General features: G+C 41.6%; 16 protein-coding genes. 13 read left to right on the top strand and 3 right to left on the bottom strand.

Going from position 1 to position 18,988, the window contains the following annotated elements; translation table 11 throughout:
• The first annotated feature begins 82 nt into the window (after positions 1 to 82).
• From EJP82_RS16070 to EJP82_RS16045, 6 genes are all read left to right on the top strand, one after another.
• Positions 83 to 925: a CPBP family intramembrane glutamic endopeptidase gene (locus EJP82_RS16070; protein ID WP_127193092.1), complete on the top strand. Its 843-nt coding sequence runs from the start codon at positions 83 to 85 to the stop codon at positions 923 to 925.
• 14 nt (positions 926 to 939) lie between these two features.
• Positions 940 to 1,728 carry a GNAT family N-acetyltransferase gene (locus EJP82_RS16065; protein WP_425464351.1) on the top strand — a complete coding sequence of 263 codons (789 nt, stop codon included), beginning with the start codon at positions 940 to 942 and terminating at the stop codon, positions 1,726 to 1,728.
• A gap of 31 nt (positions 1,729 to 1,759) precedes the next feature.
• Positions 1,760 to 2,278: a YfiT family bacillithiol transferase gene (locus EJP82_RS16060; RefSeq protein WP_127193090.1), complete on the top strand. Its 519-nt coding sequence runs from the start codon at positions 1,760 to 1,762 to the stop codon at positions 2,276 to 2,278.
• Between the two features lie 124 nt (positions 2,279 to 2,402).
• Positions 2,403 to 3,071, top strand: coding sequence for a deoxyribose-phosphate aldolase (deoC, locus tag EJP82_RS16055; protein ID WP_127193089.1), 669 nt, complete (start codon positions 2,403 to 2,405; stop codon positions 3,069 to 3,071).
• Positions 3,072 to 3,119: 48 nt separating this feature from the next.
• On the top strand, positions 3,120 to 4,298 hold the full coding sequence (locus tag EJP82_RS16050; RefSeq protein WP_127193088.1) for a NupC/NupG family nucleoside CNT transporter: 1,179 nt from the start codon (positions 3,120 to 3,122) through the stop codon (positions 4,296 to 4,298).
• A gap of 76 nt (positions 4,299 to 4,374) precedes the next feature.
• On the top strand, positions 4,375 to 5,676 hold the full coding sequence (locus EJP82_RS16045; protein ID WP_127193087.1) for a pyrimidine-nucleoside phosphorylase: 1,302 nt from the start codon (positions 4,375 to 4,377) through the stop codon (positions 5,674 to 5,676).
• A gap of 108 nt (positions 5,677 to 5,784) precedes the next feature.
• Here EJP82_RS16045 and EJP82_RS16040 read toward each other — a convergent pair whose 3' ends face one another.
• Both EJP82_RS16040 and EJP82_RS16035 read right to left on the bottom strand, forming a co-directional pair.
• Complete coding sequence (locus EJP82_RS16040; protein WP_246054192.1) at positions 5,785 to 6,573, bottom strand: glycosyltransferase family 2 protein; 789 nt, start codon at positions 6,571 to 6,573, stop codon at positions 5,785 to 5,787.
• 6 nt (positions 6,574 to 6,579) lie between these two features.
• Positions 6,580 to 7,584: a phosphodiester glycosidase family protein gene (locus EJP82_RS16035; protein ID WP_127193086.1), complete on the bottom strand. Its 1,005-nt coding sequence runs from the start codon at positions 7,582 to 7,584 to the stop codon at positions 6,580 to 6,582.
• Between the two features lie 217 nt (positions 7,585 to 7,801).
• On the opposite strand from EJP82_RS16035, the gene EJP82_RS16030 reads away from it, so the two are divergent.
• The 4 genes from EJP82_RS16030 (at position 7,802) to EJP82_RS16015 (ending at position 10,570) form a co-directional block, all read left to right on the top strand.
• Positions 7,802 to 8,263: a MarR family winged helix-turn-helix transcriptional regulator gene (locus EJP82_RS16030; protein ID WP_127193085.1), complete on the top strand. Its 462-nt coding sequence runs from the start codon at positions 7,802 to 7,804 to the stop codon at positions 8,261 to 8,263.
• Positions 8,256 to 9,113 carry a DUF6544 family protein gene (locus EJP82_RS16025; protein ID WP_127193084.1) on the top strand — a complete coding sequence of 286 codons (858 nt, stop codon included), beginning with the start codon at positions 8,256 to 8,258 and terminating at the stop codon, positions 9,111 to 9,113. The genes EJP82_RS16030 and EJP82_RS16025 overlap by 8 nt, the downstream gene beginning before the upstream one ends.
• A 178-nt stretch (positions 9,114 to 9,291) precedes the next feature.
• A complete protein-coding gene (locus tag EJP82_RS16020) occupies positions 9,292 to 9,834 on the top strand; it encodes a PadR family transcriptional regulator (protein WP_127193083.1) in 543 nt (180 codons plus the stop codon).
• A complete protein-coding gene (locus EJP82_RS16015) occupies positions 9,815 to 10,570 on the top strand; it encodes a CPBP family intramembrane glutamic endopeptidase (protein ID WP_127193082.1) in 756 nt (251 codons plus the stop codon). The genes EJP82_RS16020 and EJP82_RS16015 overlap by 20 nt, the downstream gene beginning before the upstream one ends.
• Before the next feature lie 138 nt (positions 10,571 to 10,708).
• Here the strand turns inward: EJP82_RS16015 and EJP82_RS16010 are convergent, their stop codons facing one another.
• Positions 10,709 to 11,560 carry an AraC family transcriptional regulator gene (locus EJP82_RS16010; protein WP_127193081.1) on the bottom strand — a complete coding sequence of 284 codons (852 nt, stop codon included), beginning with the start codon at positions 11,558 to 11,560 and terminating at the stop codon, positions 10,709 to 10,711.
• Positions 11,561 to 11,773: 213 nt separating this feature from the next.
• Between EJP82_RS16010 and melA the strand changes: the two genes are divergently transcribed.
• The 3 genes from melA (at position 11,774) to EJP82_RS15995 (ending at position 18,870) form a co-directional block, all read left to right on the top strand.
• Positions 11,774 to 13,072, top strand: a complete 1,299-nt coding sequence (melA, locus tag EJP82_RS16005; protein WP_127193080.1) for an alpha-glucosidase/alpha-galactosidase — start codon at positions 11,774 to 11,776, stop codon at positions 13,070 to 13,072.
• A gap of 357 nt (positions 13,073 to 13,429) precedes the next feature.
• On the top strand, positions 13,430 to 14,089 hold the full coding sequence (rnhA, locus tag EJP82_RS16000) for a ribonuclease H (protein ID WP_127193079.1): 660 nt from the start codon (positions 13,430 to 13,432) through the stop codon (positions 14,087 to 14,089).
• 221 nt (positions 14,090 to 14,310) lie between these two features.
• On the top strand, positions 14,311 to 18,870 hold the full coding sequence (locus EJP82_RS15995; protein ID WP_127193078.1) for a pullulanase: 4,560 nt from the start codon (positions 14,311 to 14,313) through the stop codon (positions 18,868 to 18,870).
• Positions 18,871 to 18,988: the final 118 nt, after the last annotated feature.

Raw genomic sequence — 18,988 nt, 5'->3', positions numbered from 1 at the left:
AGACTGAGCGCTTTTTTTTGAAACAACGGTATGCTAGATCAGTGAACCGAATTCCCAAAATCTTGATACAATGGAGGCTTCCATGGATAAAAAAACGATACAAAATATTGTTATATTTGTCTTGGTTGTTATTTTTAGTGGGTGGATAGGCGTGCTTGTAGACTCTGTTCTTACTGATCAACCTAAAGGTGACACGCTCGGTATGGGGATATGGCTTGTATTGCCTATGCTTACTGCATTTGCAATCATTATATTCTCAAAGGGAAGTTGGAAAGATGTTGGTTTCAAGCTAAATTTAAAAGGTAATATGAAATGGTATTTGACTTCAGTTTTGATTTTTCCTGTTGTAACAGCAATCATCTTGGTTATCGGTGCTACAACAAAGTGGATTGAGTTGTCCGCACTTAATCTGAAAGTTTTTGTTGGGGTATTTCTTGGTACATTGATTATTAATTTTATTAAAAATATTTTTGAAGAGACGGTTTGGCGGGGATTCCTAACTTCACAACTCATCAAACTTAATCTTAAAGACTGGAAGCTATATCTGATCGTTGGATCAGTGTGGGGAATATGGCATGTTCCTTATTACTTGTTTTTTTTATCGGGAACAGATATGCAAGCAGTACTACCTGTAAACCGATCTATATTTGTCGTTGTTGCTGTCATTACAATGATTTGTTGGTCTGTGATGTATACTGAACTTTATAGGGTAACAAAGTCCATTTGGCCATGTGTTATTTTACATATGGTAGAAGACTCACTAATTAATCCTTTAGTTATATCTGGATATATCAGTATTGCCGCAGGCAAAGAAATATTTGTATCACCAATCAGTGGGATCATCACTACCATTCTATACTTAGCTGTTGGGCTGGGTATAAGAGCTTATAGAAGGCAATACAATTCTGAAACAATAATTAGATAGGGAGTAGCTATATTATGATGTTACAAGATGTACTTAAGCTAGATTTTGCATACTTAGAAACATTTACCGAGCGAATTGAAACGAAGTGGGGTTCCATATTTTGCAATGAAGATCATCCGAATTATTATGATGCAAATCACGCACATCTAAGCGATACGTGTCATGATCCACAGTTAATAGTAGATGAAGTAATTAATTTTTATGAATCCAGAGCAATCATTCCAAGATTCTATATCTATAACTTAGAGAACCAACAGAATATCATTTCCGAGTTAAAAGAAAGAGATTTTATGTATGAAGAGTTAATGAGCCCCGTTCAATTATGGGATAATCGAGTGATTGAAATCGTTAATAACAATAGCATTACGATTGAAAGGGTAACCGAAGAAAACTACCAAGAGGCACTAGAGATAGAGAGTAGTATTAAAGAGTTTGGAGGAATGGAGATCATTGAGAATGTCTATAAAGAACAATTTAATCATCCGGCCTTCACTCATTATCTTCTTCGATACGATGGAGTAGCTTGCTCTACCGCATGTGTTTTTGAAGATGGAGATCAGGCTCGAATGGAAAGTGTAGCTACGATTGAAGAGTTCAGAGGAAAAGGTTTAATCGGTGTAATAATTCAGTTTATACAAAGAGAAGTAATGAATAGAGGAATAGAGAATCTCTGGGTTTTTCCAATAAATGAATCAATAGAAAAGGTCTATAACAAGTATGGATTTCAAACCGTCGATAAAATAAAAAATGCTCATGCGTATTTAGGTGGAAAAGGGATTAAAGAAATTCGAGGCGAAGAGTGATAATCTATATTCGAATGGAGTGCATCCAGAAATGAATAAAGTTCAATTTCCAATAGGTCAGTTTGTACTCATTCCGAACCCTTCGGTAGAAGAGCGTTTAAATTTCATAGATCAAATTCCTGGGATTACAATAACGCTAAGAAATCTTTTAAAGGATATTACACCAAAGCAACTTCATACATCCTATCGTCCTGATGGTTGGACCATACAGCAAATTGTTCATCATTTAGCGGATAACGATATGAACGCTTATCTAAGGTTTAAGAGAGCGTTGACAGAAGATGAGCCCCTTTCAGACTCTTATCGTGAAGATTTATGGGCAGAACTAAGTGATTATAAAGACGTCCCTATTGAAACCTCACTTTTACTCCTTGAAACACTACATAGTCGGTTTCTGACTTTACTAAACGGATTGAGCCCTGAGGCGTTTAATAGAAGATTAAGAACGCAAGTACTAGGGCTAATTACAATGGATACAGCTCTTCAAAGATTTATATGGCATAATCAACATCATATTTCGCAAATTAGATCCATAGTAGCAAATGATTAGAATATGGAAAAGCCTTTAAAGCCAATGTCAGATTGGTTTTAAGGGCTTTTTATATTTCAGGTAAGTTCAGGGTAAGTTAAGACAAATAAGACAATTGATATGAACAAAGAAAGGTGATGTCAACATGACTAACTTAGCAAGGATGATCGATCACACGCTTTTACGCGCAGATGCAACTAAAGCAGAGATTACCAAATTAATTGAAGAAGCGAAAAAATATGAATTCGCCTCCGTATGCGTGAATCCAACATGGGTATCTTATGCCACTGAACATTTGGCTAATACAAATGTGGAGATATGTACGGTGATCGGCTTCCCACTTGGTGCTAATACCAGTGCAACCAAAGCATTTGAAGCAAGTGATGCGATTAAAAATGGAGCAACAGAGGTGGATATGGTCATTAACATTGGTGCCTTGAAGGACGGAAATCATGATCTTGTCGAGCAAGATATCAAGGCAGTCGTTGATGCTGCAGCTGGCAAGGCACTAGTAAAGGTGATTATTGAAACATGCATTTTAACAGATGAAGAAAAGAAAATCGCAAGCCAATTAGCAGTCAAAGCGGGTGCAGACTTTGTTAAAACCTCGACAGGCTTCTCAACAGGCGGAGCAACGGTGGAAGATGTAGCTTTAATGCGACAAACGGTTGGTGAAAAGGTTGGGGTTAAGGCCTCCGGTGGAGTACGTAATCTTGAAGATATGGAAAAAATGATCGCTGCAGGTGCATCCAGAATTGGCGCTAGTTCAGGCGTAAAAATTATGGAGGGTGGACAATCCACATCGTCGTATTAATCATGAATTAACCAGTCAGAATCCAATTGACAACTAGGAGAAGCAACGATGAGATATCTAATAACAATACTAGGAATACTAATCGTTTTTGTGCTCACTTACATTGCCAGCAATGATAAGAGAAAGATCCGCTATCGACCATTGATCCTTATGGTCATTATGCAGATCATTTTAGCGGCTGTATTATTAAATACAGTTGTTGGAGAATTATTGATTAGAGCTATTTCAGGTGTGTTCGAGCATCTATTGTTGTATGCTGCAGAGGGCGTTAATTTTGTATTTGGTGGGATCCTCAACGAGGGAGAATTCACATTCTTTTTATCGGTGTTGTTGCCCATTGTGTTTATATCAGCGCTCATTGGTATTTTGCAGTACATTAAAGTCTTACCCATCATAATTAAATACATTGGTCTTGTTCTAAGCAAGGTGAATGGCATGGGTAAGCTGGAGTCGTATAATGCGGTTGCTTCTGCTATTCTAGGGCAATCTGAGGTATTTATATCTGTCAAAAAACAGATCCATAAAATACCGAAACACAGGCTCTATACATTATGTGCCTCGGCGATGTCTACCGTTTCCATGTCCATTGTGGGATCCTATATGCAGATACTAAATCCCGAGTATGTAGTAACGGCGCTTGTGTTAAATTTATTTGGTGGGTTTATTATTGCTTCCATCATCAACCCGTATATTGTCGAGAAAGATGAGGATATTCTGGAGGTACAGGAAGAGGAAAAACAATCGTTTTTTGAGATGCTTGGAGAGTACATTATGGATGGTTTTAAAGTTGCTATTGTGGTGGCAGCCATGTTGATTGGTTTTGTGGCGATCATTGCGATGATTAACGGCCTCTTTAGTGCGATCCTCGGCGTGTCATTTCAACAACTACTCGGCTACATTTTTGCACCGATTGCTTTTATTATGGGGATTCCATGGGGAGAAGCGGTTGCAGCTGGGAGTATTATGGCGACGAAAATGGTTTCTAATGAGTTTGTTGCCATGCTCGAACTTGACAAGCACACTGAGCTATCCGCGCGGACAGTGGGAATTGTATCTGTATTCTTGGTTTCGTTCGCGAATTTCTCGTCCATTGGAATTATCTCAGGTGCGGTAAAAGGTTTGGATGAGAAGCAAGGAAATGTTGTGGCTCGCTTTGGTCTGAAATTACTCTATGGGGCAACGTTAGTCAGTATCCTTTCTGCCATCGTGGCAGGAATATTTATTTAAATGGCGAATTGTCAGGTCAAGTGCGACGGGGGTTTGACAATCGGCAAATAAAAGCACATAGCGAGGAGAATTTAGGATGAGAATGGTTGATCTTATTGCGAAAAAGCGGGACGGTAAGGAATTGAAAACGGAGGAAATCAACTTCATTATTGAAGGTTATACGAAGGATGAAATTCCTGATTATCAAATGAGTGCCTTGGCGATGGCAATCTTCTTCCAAGATATGACCGAGCGGGAACGGGCCGATCTGACCATGGCTATGGTCAACTCTGGAGATACTATCGACTTATCAGCCATTGAGGGAGTGAAGGTAGACAAGCATTCTACTGGCGGTGTTGGTGATACAACAACACTTGTCTTAGCACCACTTGTTGCTGCCTTAGACATCCCAGTTGCTAAGATGTCTGGTCGTGGATTAGGTCATACTGGGGGGACAATCGATAAATTGGAGGCCATTGCAGGGTTCCATGTAGAGATCAGTAATGAGGAATTTGTGAAATTGGTGAATAAGGATAAGATTGCGGTCATCGGTCAATCAGGCAATCTTACACCTGCGGATAAAAAGTTGTATGCACTACGTGACGTAACCGCGACAGTCGATGCAATACCACTTATCGCCAGCTCTATTATGAGTAAGAAAATCGCCGCTGGGTCTGATGCAATTGTACTGGATGTGAAGACAGGGGCCGGCGCATTTATGAAAAGCGTAGAGGATGCCAAGGAACTAGCACATGCTATGGTAAGCATAGGGAACAATGTGGGGCGCAAGACCATGGCTGTTATTTCCGATATGAGCCAGCCGCTTGGATTTGCTATTGGTAACGCACTTGAAGTGAAAGAAGCGATTGATACTTTACAAGGAAAAGGACCCAAAGACTTAGAAGAACTTTGCCTAGCTTTAGGAAGACAAATGGTGTTCTTGGCAAATAAAGCAAGCTCACTTGAAGAAGCTGAAAAAATGCTCCAAGAGGTTATAAGCAATGGTAAAGCCTTAAATAAATTCAAGGATTTCATTGCCAATCAAGGTGGCGATTCATCGGTTGTAGATCATCCAGAGAAATTACCACAAGCGAAATACCAAATTGAAGTTCCTGCCAAAGAAGATGGTGTAGTGGCTGAGATAGTAGCTGACGAGATTGGTACCGCTGCTATGTTATTAGGTGCTGGTCGAGCGACGAAGGATTCAGTTATTGACCTAGCCGTTGGCCTGATGCTTAACAAAAAGGTGGGTGATTCGGTTAAGGTTGGAGAGTCATTAGTGACGATTCATTCTAATCGAGAGAATGTAGATGACGTCATGACCAAGATTTATGAGAATATTCGCATTAGCGATCATGCGGAATCGCCTATTCTTATTTATGATATTGTGACGGAGTAAAGATAATAAGGGGACTCCAAGGTAATGGTAAGTTTACCTTGGAGTCCCCTTGTGCATTAGTATACATATTTAACCTGGGCCCAATAGCTGAAGAAGAAGATCGATGCCTCAGTCAGTAGCTTCGCCACAAAGAGTGGTCACAGATAAGAACAAATTGTCCGTGAGGCTTTGGAGAATGAATAACAGCGTGAAGTCCAGTATGGCTGAAAGTACAGAAGAAGCACTAAACATGAGGATGGGAAGATACACTCTGAAAGAATCTACAAGAGGACGGAAATGCGACGATTTATTATTATCCAAATAGATAGTATCGATATATTCTTCAACAATAGCGTAACCGTCCTTATGGGCCATCAACAGCATGTTCATTTCATATTCAAAGCGTTCACCCGGAATCTGACAAAGAAAGTCCAGCATCGAAGCTGAATAGCCACGTAGCCCAGTTTGCGTATCGTAGATTTTGGTGCCTGTTGTCAAGGTGAATATTCCTCGTGTGACCGCGTTACCAAAGCGACTCCGCAGTGGAACCTTCCCGCTGAATCGCCGACTTCCGAGTACAAGTTGATGATCATGGTTCTCCAAAGCATGGACAACCTTCATGATATCTGCAGGCGAATGTTGCCCATCACTATCCGCGCAGACCACCTTTCCTTGTACTTCTGTTTCTTGTAAATGGAGAAATCCAGTTTTGAGGGCACGACCTTTACCGCGATTAATATCATGTCGTAAGACGGTACATCCACATGCCTCTACAGACTGAAAAATCTCACGGTATCGTTCGCCGCTGCCGTCATCCACTACAAGGATCGAAACATTCAAGAGTGTATTTAACTGCTGAATCAGGTCCAGTAATCTTATGTCGGGTTCATAGGCTGGAATCAGTACCGTTACCTTCATGTTAATCTACCTCTCTTTGATATAGAGTATGTCGCTGACACCCCGCTCGCGGTTTTTGCCCTGTGGGTTATTGACGATCCGGCCCATGAAATACATGGTGGATGAACCACCACCGTCCAAATTATAGGCTTCGGTACATCCAAGATCAGCAAATACTTGTGCAAATTCAGGTAAGGTCATCCCTCGGCTGTATCCTTCTTTACGTCCATCTACCACGATGAAAATATAGTGATTGGGGGCGATCATCCCTATACCGGTTCGGGGATTAGCCCCTTGTATAGAGCGATTGCCAAAATTGGTGTCGATCATGACATGGCTGAAATCCTCTACCATTTTGCCATCTTCGATTAGCACGGGTCCGAAGGACAATGTGTTGGTGACACCGTCTGCCAGTAGCTCAGAGGAGGAGATCTGTGTCTCATCGAAAGATTGTATCGCCCCGTCATTGAACAATGCCAAGGCCGTTCGTACTGGACTATCTCTGTATAAGGTCCCATTGCGAATGATGACACCATCATTACGGAAGCCATAGTAATCACCATTGATTGCAAAGATGGCGTCGTTATTGGATGCGATCTCCGAGGTGTTCTCTATGATGTTACGTCCAAAGCTATTGTCTGCGAATGCGGAGAGCAGGTTGTTTGAATCTTGAAGTTTGACATCCGCTACATAGTAGGTAATTTGATCAGATCCAGACCCCGTCTGTACTTGGTCAATCTTGATCTGGATGTCATCACTTGTATAATTCCAGTCATCGTAAGTTGCGTTAACCTTCGTGCCATCCCCCTTACTCGCGCTATCGGTGGTTACCTGATCATCAGATACGACAATTTCAACATGTTCAATTAAGTAGCGATCTGCGAGTCCATAGATTATTGCTCCTATAGCTAGAATGATCACGATAAGAATGATGTACAGCTTTCGTTTGGGTCTCTTGGATGTCAGTTTGATTGTCGTTTTATCAACCTTATTGTTTTTACCATAAGTGGAACTCCACCTCGCCAATTGCATTAGTAGCCCTTTCTAAGCGAAAGGAGAATGTCTAGCCATCATGATACTTGCAGTAGCTGAATTAAAGCTGAACGCAAGGTGAAAGAGTGTTGAAAGTAAGTTGAAAGTTTTGGATGGAGGGGGATGTGCAGATAAGTTCATTGACAAATAATCACAAAGGTAATATGTTACCTAAATAGGGAGGATATTACCTTTATAGTGATGGAGGATAGAAATAATGAAAAACCAGGCACCAATAGATCAACAAGCGCAATTATTCGGGGAAATATTTCTACTTTCAAATCGGCTCCAAATCATTGGAGATAGCTACTTGGAGGAGATCACAACCAAACAGTGGTTCCTGATGGTGATTATTGAAAGGTTCGGAGAGTATCACCCTACATTGTCGGAGGTGGCGAAAGAACTAGGTAGTTCAAGACAGAATCTGAAACAGATCGCATTGAAGCTCCAAAACAAAGGTTTTCTAACCATCGATAAGGATGCCAAGGATAGTAGGGTGGTTCGACTGAGTTTGACGAAGAAAAGTGGGCAGTTCTGGGCGGGGAGAGAGGAACAGGATAAGGAATTTATTAAGAGCCTATTTAGTGGAGTGCCTGCTAATGAAATTGAAGTCATGTTGAGAGGTTTTAGTCAGGTGTTTAGTAATATTCATAAAATTGGAGAGAAGTATAGTGAGTAAGAAGAAAATATTGCTCAGTATTATTGGCATCATAATCATATTTATAGTTGGAATCTGCATTTATGGAGCGTGGACGATGAGAACAAGTTATGAAGATAAGGTAAACAAAGCCTTTTCTACCCTGGAAGTAACACAGGATATATTAACTCAAGAGGATATTGCAGACCTACCAGCACCCGTGAAGAAATATCTACATTATGTTGGGGCAGTCGGCAAACCCAAAGTACATAATTTACATATGAAAATTGAAGGAGAAATGAAGCAAGGGCTGGATAAGCCTTGGATGAAGGTTGTAGTCGACCAGCATAATTTTTATGACCAATATACAAGATTGTTCTATATAAAGGGGAAGATATTCGGTATTCCACTAACAGGTATTGATTCTTATATTGAAGGTAAAGGTAGAATGTTAATTAAATTAGCGTCTGTGATTAAAGTGGCTGATGAATCTGGTGAAAAAATGGATCAAGCGGAGTTGGTCACGTTATTAAATGATATTAGCTTGCTATCTCCTGCTGCATTAGTTGATTCAAGAATTACTTGGAATTCAATAGATGACCAAAGGGTAGAGTGTTCAATAGAAGACAAGGGTATGAAGGTGTCAGCGATACTGTATTTTAATACAGAAGGTGCATTGGTTGATTTTGTAACGGAGGATAGGTATTATACAACATCGGATGGAGAGTCCATAAAGACAAAGTGGAGTACTCCAGTCAAAGATTATCAAACCGTAAATGGAGTGAAATTTCCTGCTTATGGTGAAGGGATTTGGCACTTAGAGGGTGGAGATTTTGTTTACGCGAAATTTCATATGAAGCTTGCTGAATACAATGTTACAAAATTAAAGTAGATAGACAGGGCAAAGAGGGAACATGAGCACAGGAGCATGGTAATGTACGCGTAACGGCGTTCAATTGCTATGTTTCTTTTTTTTTTGTGGAAAAATAACCCTTGACTTTAACTGGAAATACTTTATTATATGTATCAAGACGATATATCGTATAGATATATATAAGAGGTGAGAGGGAATGTTGGAAAACGTAATTTTAGGCCTATTGTTGGAACAACCTATGAGTGGATACGACATCAAGAAGACGATAGATAGTTCATTTGGATTTTTTCTTAAAGCAAGTTATGGCAGTCTGTATCCAGCCTTGAAGCGATTAACCGAGAAAAGCTACGTGTCTGTAATGGAAACTGAGAACAGTAAGAATAAGAAAATTTATACCTTGCTACCGAGTGGGAAAGAGACATTTTTAACTTGGTTAGCAGAGCCGATAGAGACACCTCGAAATGAACTGCTAGGTAGAATCTTTTTCTATGATCATTTAGATGAGGCTACCCGTGAGCAACGCCTATCCGAATATCTCTACAGGCTGGAGCAAGAAATTAAAGGGCTAGGGACGGTGCAACAGATCGTTTCGCAGGAGCTTGCATCACTCCCGAATCCTGGGGACTATTACTACAGAGTATCTGTTCTATTTAATGGGATAAGTCAACTAACCTTAGTTAAAGAGTGGATTCAAAACATAAAAGAGAGGAATGATCTCCATGTCCCAAACTCAAAGTAATAAATCATCTTTTTTTGTGAAACGTCCGATTCTGTTCGTTATTATTGTTGAGGTGCTACTCCTGTTCGTAGTCACGGTGGGTGGTGCGATTGCCACGATTAAGGAACTGGACTATACATCGGCTATTTGGGTCTCATTTACTCCGATCGCGCTGGCACTCATCATTTATTTAACCTGGACAAAGAAGTGGGGGAGTGTGGGATTCCGTTCACTTTCCACGATACCCAAGAGAAACTGGCTGTACTATTTTCCACTGATTTTGGTGCTAATCATCATTGGAATAGAGGGTTTTGATGGCGTAACGCTATCCAAGGTCATCCAATTTGTATCATTCACTCTATTGGTAGGGTTTGTGGAGGAGACCGTTTATCGGGGACTAATTTTAAAAGCGATGTTAAATAAAAGTGTGACCGCAGCCGTTGTTACTTCAAGTCTTCTGTTTGCATTCACACATGCTCTGAATTTAATTTCGGGTCAGGATGCCGCTTCAACAGCAGTACAGATTGTATATTCGCTCTTAGTTGGCGCAGTGTTGGCTCTGCTTATGGTTCGGGACGGTAATATTCTTCCACTCATCTTGTTTCACTTCTTACATAACTTGATTCAGTTTTTAGGTATTGAAAGTACAGGTGTGAACTATTTCGATCTGATTGCACTTGCAGTCCTGGCTATCTACACTGTTATTCTCATCAAAAGTCTGGATATGAAGAAAGTAGTCGGTTCCATTGCGGCTTAAATCATTAGTCGTAGCTTGAAATCACAACAAAGCTCAGAAGTTAAGTTCGTTTAGATCTAAAGTTCTCTTTTGGAGATAATTATAGAAAACCCGACTTAGATGTTGATCCAGTCGGGTTTTTGCCGTCTATTAGGGCGATCATAGGTAGTCTTCTGTATTCTTATCGCGAGAGTTCCTCGGGGAACTCCCAGTAACCTTCTTGAACATTTTGGAGAAGAGAAACGGATCGGCATAACCCACTGAGCGGGAAATGTCGCTGACAGACAGTTCTGGATTACGGAGCAACTCGGTAGCACGATTAATACGGTACTCTAGTAGGAAGGTCTGAAGTGATACTCCGAACTTTATTTTGAACAGGCTGGATAAGTAGGTTCGGTCTAGACCGACAGAAGCAGCGATATCCAGAATCGAGATCTTCTGACTATAGTTGTTCTCTATAAATCCGATCGCCTGATTAAGATAAGATTCCTTGGAGGGAGAGGGCTTGGTGTCTGGGAGAGGTGCCTTAGAGCTGGAAATTAATTCGGCCATAAGTCGATATAGAATACTTTGACTGAGTACATCTCCGTTACGCAACGACCGGGCATTTAGCAGATCATCATAGAATGATTCAAAATGAGGGCGGCTATCCTTACCAGTATCGTAGACGAGATAAGGAGGACTTAAATTCGCGCGTTGCATGAACGATTTGGCATGCAGGCCATTGAAACCGACCCAGGAATAGGTCCAGGGATCATTTTCGTTAGCTTGGTAATGAACAATTGTACTTGGCGGGATGAGAAAACCCTGTCCAGCGGTTAAGAAGTGACTCTGTTCCCCCCTACCAAAGATTCCACATCCACTATGAATGTAATGAAGAATGTAGGAATCGCGCAAGCCGGGCCCCCAAGTATGACTGGGCAGACACTCTTCCTTACCGAAGAATAGTAAATTAAGATCCAACTGACCTAGTAACGTTTCACTGGTGAAGGTGATATTAATTCGAGACATGCACAGGCCATCCTCCCATGGAGTTCTAAAAATAAGTAAATGATAGAATATTGATCCTCACATTATAACAAGTAATATTGGACAATACATCATGAAAGCGGATTTATTTCTGGGATTATGACATGTAAGTAATAGATTGATCCATGTCGTTTTGTCGCATTAATGTCTATAGTTAAGGTGCATTCTTACTTATTCATTGGAGGCGAACATGTAATGTCCAAAATTACTTTTATAGGTGCAGGTAGTACGGTTTTTGCCAAAAATGTTCTCGGCGATGTGATGTTGACCGAAGCATTACAGGGATTTGAACTCGCTTTATTTGATATTAATATGGAACGACTGAGTGACTCAGAGAAATTGCTTGATAGTATGAGACAATCGCTTGGCAGTCGTTGCACAGTGAGGGCATATAGCGACCGGAGAGCTGCTCTAAATGGCGCCAAATATGTGATTAATGCGATTCAGGTAGGTGGTTACGACCCATGTACGATTACAGATTTTGAAATACCTAAGAAGTATGGTCTACGTCAGACCATTGCGGATACGCTTGGAATAGGCGGGGTCTTCCGGAATCTACGGACGATTCCGGTAATGCTCGATTTTGCCAAGGATATGCAGGAAGTGTGTCCAGATGCTTGGTTCTTCAACTATACGAATCCGATGGCTGTGTTAACGAATGTAATGAACACTGTTGGTGGAATCAAGACAGTGGGTCTTTGCCATAGCGTACAGACCTGTGTGTCGGATCTGTTTGATGCATTGGATATGAATAAAGGCGGCCTCAAAACAAAGATTGCAGGCATTAATCATATGGCTTGGTTGCTGGAAGTATCTCGGGATGGAGTGGATTTATATCCTGAGATCAAACGCCGAGCAGCGGAGAAGCAGAAAGAGAGTCATCATGATATGGTCCGGTACGAGCTTATGCTTCGCTTCGGTTATTATGTGACGGAATCGTCCGAGCATAGTGCGGAGTACCATCCATATTTTATTAAAAAGAACTATCCCGAGCTAATTGAACGCTTCAACATTCCACTGGATGAATACCCTCGCCGCTGCATCGAACAGATCAAGGGCTGGTCCGATATGCGCGAGAAAATATTTGCTAGTCAGAATATTGAGCATGTCCGAAGTTTGGAATATGCTTCGTATATGCTGGAAGCGATGGAGACAAATAATCCCTATAAAATCGGCGGCAATGTAATGAATACAGGCCTGATTACCAACCTGCCTAAGGAAGCATGTGTAGAAGTACCTTGTCTTGTAGATGCCTCGGGTATCAACCCGACGTATGTGGGAGACCTACCACCACAACTAGCTGCGCTGAACAGAACGAATATTAACACACAATTGCTCACTATTGAAGCTGCTATTACCGGGAAGAAGGAACATATTTACCACGCTGCCATGCTGGACCCACATACGGCAGCAGAGTTGTCTATAGATGATATCGTTGCGATGTGCGACGACCTTATCGAAGCACATGGTAGCTGGCTTCCGACTTTTAAATAATTATTACTATATTAAGGAGGCATCCAATCCCGGTTTAAGGGGAGAGGATGTCTCTTTGTGTTTGCCTCTATCTAATTTGACTATTTAAAGTAATAATGACGTAGAATCGAGCGCTCTTATGATAATTTTAGGGCTCTAAACCGAAATCAGTGATTTCTAATAGTAGAAGTATATGCAGATGGTAGCGAAGCGGTCATCGACCTACTTTGTACATTCTGATAGGGGTGTTGAGTTCTTTTTGTTATTTCCACAATGGAAACCATACTCGTTATGGTGTATCGTGGATAAAGATAAAGTGGTATGAACGAGTATACAACAGTACTAGTTGCGATTTACCTATAGAAGGGGACAAGTATAATGGCGAAACAGAAATATTATGTAGTTTGGGTAGGAAACCGCCCAGGCATATACAATAGTTGGGCTGAGTGTAAGGAGCAAGTGGAGCAATTTAAAGATGCTAAATATAAATCTTATGATTCCAGTGCAGAGGCGCAGAAGGCTTATAGCGAAGGCTGGACTAAACATTGGGGCAAAAAACAGACTGGGAGCAGTACCTCCAAGGGAACTTCACCTGGTCGGGCGACTTCCTCCTCATCACCATCTGCGGAGAGTATTGATTATGACAGCGTATCTGTTGATGTAGGAACTAGAGGGAATCCAGGACCGATTGAATACCAAGGGGTGGAAACGCAAAGTGGTAAAGTTCTATTCTCGGTTGGTCCTATTCCCAACGGTACAAATAATTTAGGTGAATTTCTGGCGATTGTTCACTCATTAGCCTACCTGAAGAAGCTGGGGAGCACGAAGACTGTCTACAGCGATTCGAGAACGGCTTTAAAATGGGTCCGTGAGAAGCAAGTAGCTACGAGTCTGGTACGAGATGAATCTACGAAGGAAATTTGGGATTTGGTTGATCGAGCTATAAATTGGCTGAAGAACAATAGTTACGAGAATAAGGTGCTGAAGTGGGAAACGAAGGAATGGGGAGAAATTAAGGCCGATTATGGAAGAAAGTAAAACGCTGTTTTGAAACGACAATATGAATGATATTCGACAAAAATGTAGATTGACGCCCAACAATTGGATGTGTTATATATTATGCAAACGGTTTCATTACGCTTAATATAACATATTTTCAAATGAAGGGGGGTGTCATGTTATTTATGCAATCGTTTGCATTAAATTGATGTTTATCTCGATGCGTAATACATGAATACAACCAATGGGAGGATCACTAAATGAAGCTTAACAGGAGCTGTACAAGAATATTCTCGGTTTTTATGATCATCGCAATGATTCTTTCCTGCATCGGATTGGGTCCAATTCGGGTGAATGCCGATTCCGATTCCGTTTCATCAGAAGGAATAAGCAGCAGCTTGGACGTGCCAAATGGACATATACGTATTCATTATAATAGAGCGAACAAGGAAATTGGGAATTTAGGATTGTGGTTATGGGGAGATGTAACTGAACCTTCGAAGAATTGGTCTACGGATGCGACAGCTTTTCTAGAGGGACAGCAGGATTCCTATGGTTCCTATCTAGATGTCCCACTTAATGAAGGAGCTAAGAAAATAGGCGTTATTATTGTGAATCGCGTTAATGGCGTGAAGGAGGGTGGCGACAAAAATGTAGCTATCACATCTCCAGAAATGAATGAAATTTGGATTAAGCATGGCTCAGACAATGTGTATGCTTATGAGCCCGTGGATCTTCCAATGAATACGGTACGTATTCATTATGGCAGAGACGATAATAACCACAGTACTTATGGACTGTGGACTTGGGGAGATGATGTGGTTGCACCGTCCGAAGGGTGGCCAACAGGAGCGACAGCTTTTACTTCGGAACATGTCGATCGTTATGGAGCTTACATCGATGTCGAGCTGAAAGAAGGAGCAAAGAAGATTAACTTTCTTGTTGTCAATCGCTCAGATGGCGATGAGAAGGACGGCGGGGATAAAAGCTTTAGCCTCTTAGATCGTTACAATCATCTCTGGATCAATCAAGGGGAAGATATCGTTTACGTATCTCCATATGGAGAGCTACCCGTGGGCCTGGTGTCCGCCGAAGTATTGTCAGAGAGTAAAATCATGCTAGGTTTTACTATGACGGATGGACTGGAGGCAAATTCACTTAAGGATCAGCTATCCATCAAAGATAAGACTGGAGCGCCTATCTCCATTGATTCTGTACAAATTACGGGTACAACAACAGTTGAAGTTGCAGCGAAAGTAGTTCTCGATAACCTACCTCTAAGTGTCACTTACTCTGGCCGAACCATAATTGCTGGAACAGGTTGGAGAATGCTGGACGAAATGTATGCTTACGATGGTGACGATCTGGGAGCCACATATAACGAAGGGAAAGTTACATTTAAACTGTGGGCACCAATGGCAACCTCAGTTACAGCCAGCGTCTATGATAAAACGGATGATACTCATTACATGGGTAGTGTTGATTTATCTAAGGGAGATAAGGGAGTTTGGAGCGCTGAGGTTGTACCTGGAACTCTTGATATTTCAGATTTCAAGGGATACTTCTATCAATATCAAGTGACAAATGACGGTGTCACAAAAGCAGTGCTTGATCCTTATGCTAAATCCATGGCTCCATTTAGAGTGAGTACGACGGGGCAAGTTGGTTCCGATGGAGATGCCGTAGGAAAAGCGGCAATCGTGGACTTAAGCACGACCAATCCTGCCAATTTTGATTACGCTCAAATTGAAGGATATGAGCAAAGAGAAGATGCGATTATCTGGGAGGTTCATGTACGAGACTTCACATCTGATCCTTCTATAGAGGGAGATTTGAGTGGAAGATGGGGTTCCTACACGGCATTCAAAGATAAGTTAGAATATATTAAATCGTTGGGTGTGACCCATATTCAACTCATGCCGATTATGGCTTGGTATTATGGAGACGAGACCAACATGAGCGAGAGAGAGTTAAACTATTCAACCCAAGACAATCAGTACAATTGGGGATATGATCCGCACAACTATTTTACCCCAGACGGTGCCTACTCAGAAGATCCAAGTAATCCAGAACTTCGAATCAAAGAGTTGAAAGAGATGATTCAGGCTGTCCATGATGCCGGAATGGGTGTAGTTCTCGACGTTGTTTATACACATATGGCCAAAGCGAGCTTTCTGAATGATATCGTTCCTAACTATTATGGATGGCAAGATGCTAATGGTAATAATGTTGGGGGATTCGGCAATAATCTGGCGACAAATCATAAGATGGCTGAGAAATTGATGATTGACTCCGTGAAATACTGGACGGAGGAATACAAAGTTGATGGTATACGTTGGGATATGATGGGTGATGCAACCTATGAATCGATCCAAAATGCATACGATGAAGTCGTCGAAATTAATCCTAATACGTTATTCATCGGTGAAGGTTGGAGAACCTTTAGTGGGAATATCGCTGATCCTTCGCTAGAAGGCAAAGCTGCTGATCAGGATTGGATGGACAAAACGGATAGTGTCGGCGTATTCTCTGATGAGATCAGAAATGAATTGAAATCTGGATATGGTTCAGAAGGAGAGCCAAGATTTATTACGGGCGGAGCTAGAGATATCAACGTTATCTTTAACAACATTAAAGCTCAGCCATCCAACACACCGGCCGATGATCCGGGGGACATGGTGTCTTATATTGAAGCCCATGATAATTTAACGCTGTATGATATCATTGCTCAATCCATCAAGAAAGATCCTGCAATCCCAGCCAATGACCTAGAAATTCACCAACGGGTCAGACTTGGCAATATGCTAGTCTTAACCTCACAAGGAACGGCATTTCTGCATGCGGGTCAAGAATATGGGCGGACAAAACAGTGGAAGGGTGAAGGTATACCCGAGCAGAAATATCATGCACTTACAGATGAGAATGATGAAGTATTTGGGTACTTCGTGCATGATTCTTACGATTCCACGGATGCAATCAATATGTTTGACTGGAGCAAAGCAACGGATGAAGTGAAGTATCCTGTGAATCAGATCACGCAGAAATATACTGCAGGTCTAATCGATCTGAGAAAATCAACAAATGCATTCACGTTAGGTGATGAAGAGCTTGTAAATAGCAATGTAACGCTCATTAAATCACCAGAAATTAAAGCTAGTGATCTCGTAATCGCTTATAAGAACACAGCAACAGACGGAACTGGGAATTACTATGTATTTGTAAACGCGGATAGTACCGCTAGAACATTAACGTTGTCAGAAGACTTAACTACAGGAAAGGTATTGGTAGATAACGATGAAGCTGGGGCCAACGGGGTATCGGAGAAGTCTGGATTTACGCTCAGCTCCCGTTCCATCACTCTAGACCCTCTGACCACAGTCATTATAAATAAAAAGACTTCTACAGTAGATCCAGTTACACCGCCATCATCTGGGTCGAATTCAACATCATCGGGAGGTACGTCTGTGCCTCCAGCGTTAACAAGTAGTCTTCAAAAGGTGCTAACTAATTTGCCGGTCGATGCGGATAACGCACTTACAGCCATTATGGATGAACTAGATAAATTGAGTGCCGTGCAAGGGGTTAAAGCTGAAGCTGTTGATGGTAAGAATGTTGCCAAAGTGGACGCCCAGAAGGTCGAGCAAGCTTTGACTAATCTCTTGAAAGGCTTTGAAGTTGTTCAGCAAAGCTTGGCAGGTCAAGATAAGTTGATAGCTGCAGTAAGGTCAGAATTGTCCATCATTATTGATCTCAGTGCCGTTTCCGGGGATTTGGTAGAATTAAATTTCCCTGTATCTGTACTGAACAAATTAAAATCGGCTGGAGTAGCCATCAAGTTAGTCACGGCAGATGCCACCATAACCCTACCTGCCGATTTTATTGACGCAGCTGCTTTGGTTAATACCAAAGAGTTAATCATAACGAAGTCTTTGGTGGATGAAATTGAGGCCCGTACTTTGACAGAACAAGTCGTAGGTGCAAATCCGTCCTTACAACCACGCGGTAAAGTATACGATTTCGGCATGTTCTTGATCGATAGTGCAGGTACTCGTACTAAAGTTACAGCCTTTAACAAGAACGTGAAGGTGTCACTCACACTGACTCCGCAAGAAAAAGCTAAGATTACGGATAAGAGAAAGTCGGGGGTATATTTTGTAGCGAATGACGGTTCTTCAGAGTTCAAAGGGGGTATATTTGGGGATCAAGATATTACATTCCTAACACAGCACTTTAGTAACTTTATGGTGATGGAATCCCTTAAAACCTTTGGAGATACGGCAGGAAGCTGGGCAAGGGATTACATTGAAGTGCTCGCAGCTAGAGGAATTGCTGGCGGTGTCGATAGTAATCATTTTGATCCACAAGGAACGGTAACAAGAGGGCAGTTATCTACCTTCTTGGGAAGAGTGCTCGGGCTCTCAGAAGAAGGTGGAGTTGGAGGGTTCACGGATGTATCAAGTAGTGCGTATTATGCGGGGTATGTATCTGCAATGAAGAAGGCAGCAATAATTGAAGGTTATGCAGACGGAACCTTCCAGCCGGAAAAAGCAGTGACGCGCGAAGAAATGGTTACCCTATTGATGCGAGCCTACAGCTATGCTATAGGGGAATCCTTCAAGGAAGCAGGGAGTTATGCTGGAGCTACCTTTAATGATATTCAACATGTAAGCAGCTTTGCTGTGGACAGCGTAAAAGCCGCTCAAGGACTAGGTATAGTTGATGGTACACGAGAAGGTAATTTCAATCCCAAAGCTGCAGCTACACGTGGGCAAATGGCTAAAGTTTTAATCCGGTTGATGGAAGTTGCCGGACAATTGTAATTATAGAAATGGTTAAAGCTCCCCGGGCCTCAGTCCGGGGAGCTTTTGTTAAGTTAGATTTAGTTATTATTGGGATTTGGAGTTATAGTAGAATTAATTAAAATATTCTGATCCATTA

Origin of the sequence: Paenibacillus anaericanus (assembly GCF_003994475.1) — a bacterium.
In the GTDB taxonomy this organism is placed as follows: Bacteria; Bacillota; Bacilli; order Paenibacillales; family Paenibacillaceae; genus Fontibacillus; species Fontibacillus anaericanus.
The sequence above is the reverse complement of the archived record's forward strand: the minus strand, read 5'-3'. Positions and strand labels throughout refer to the sequence as shown.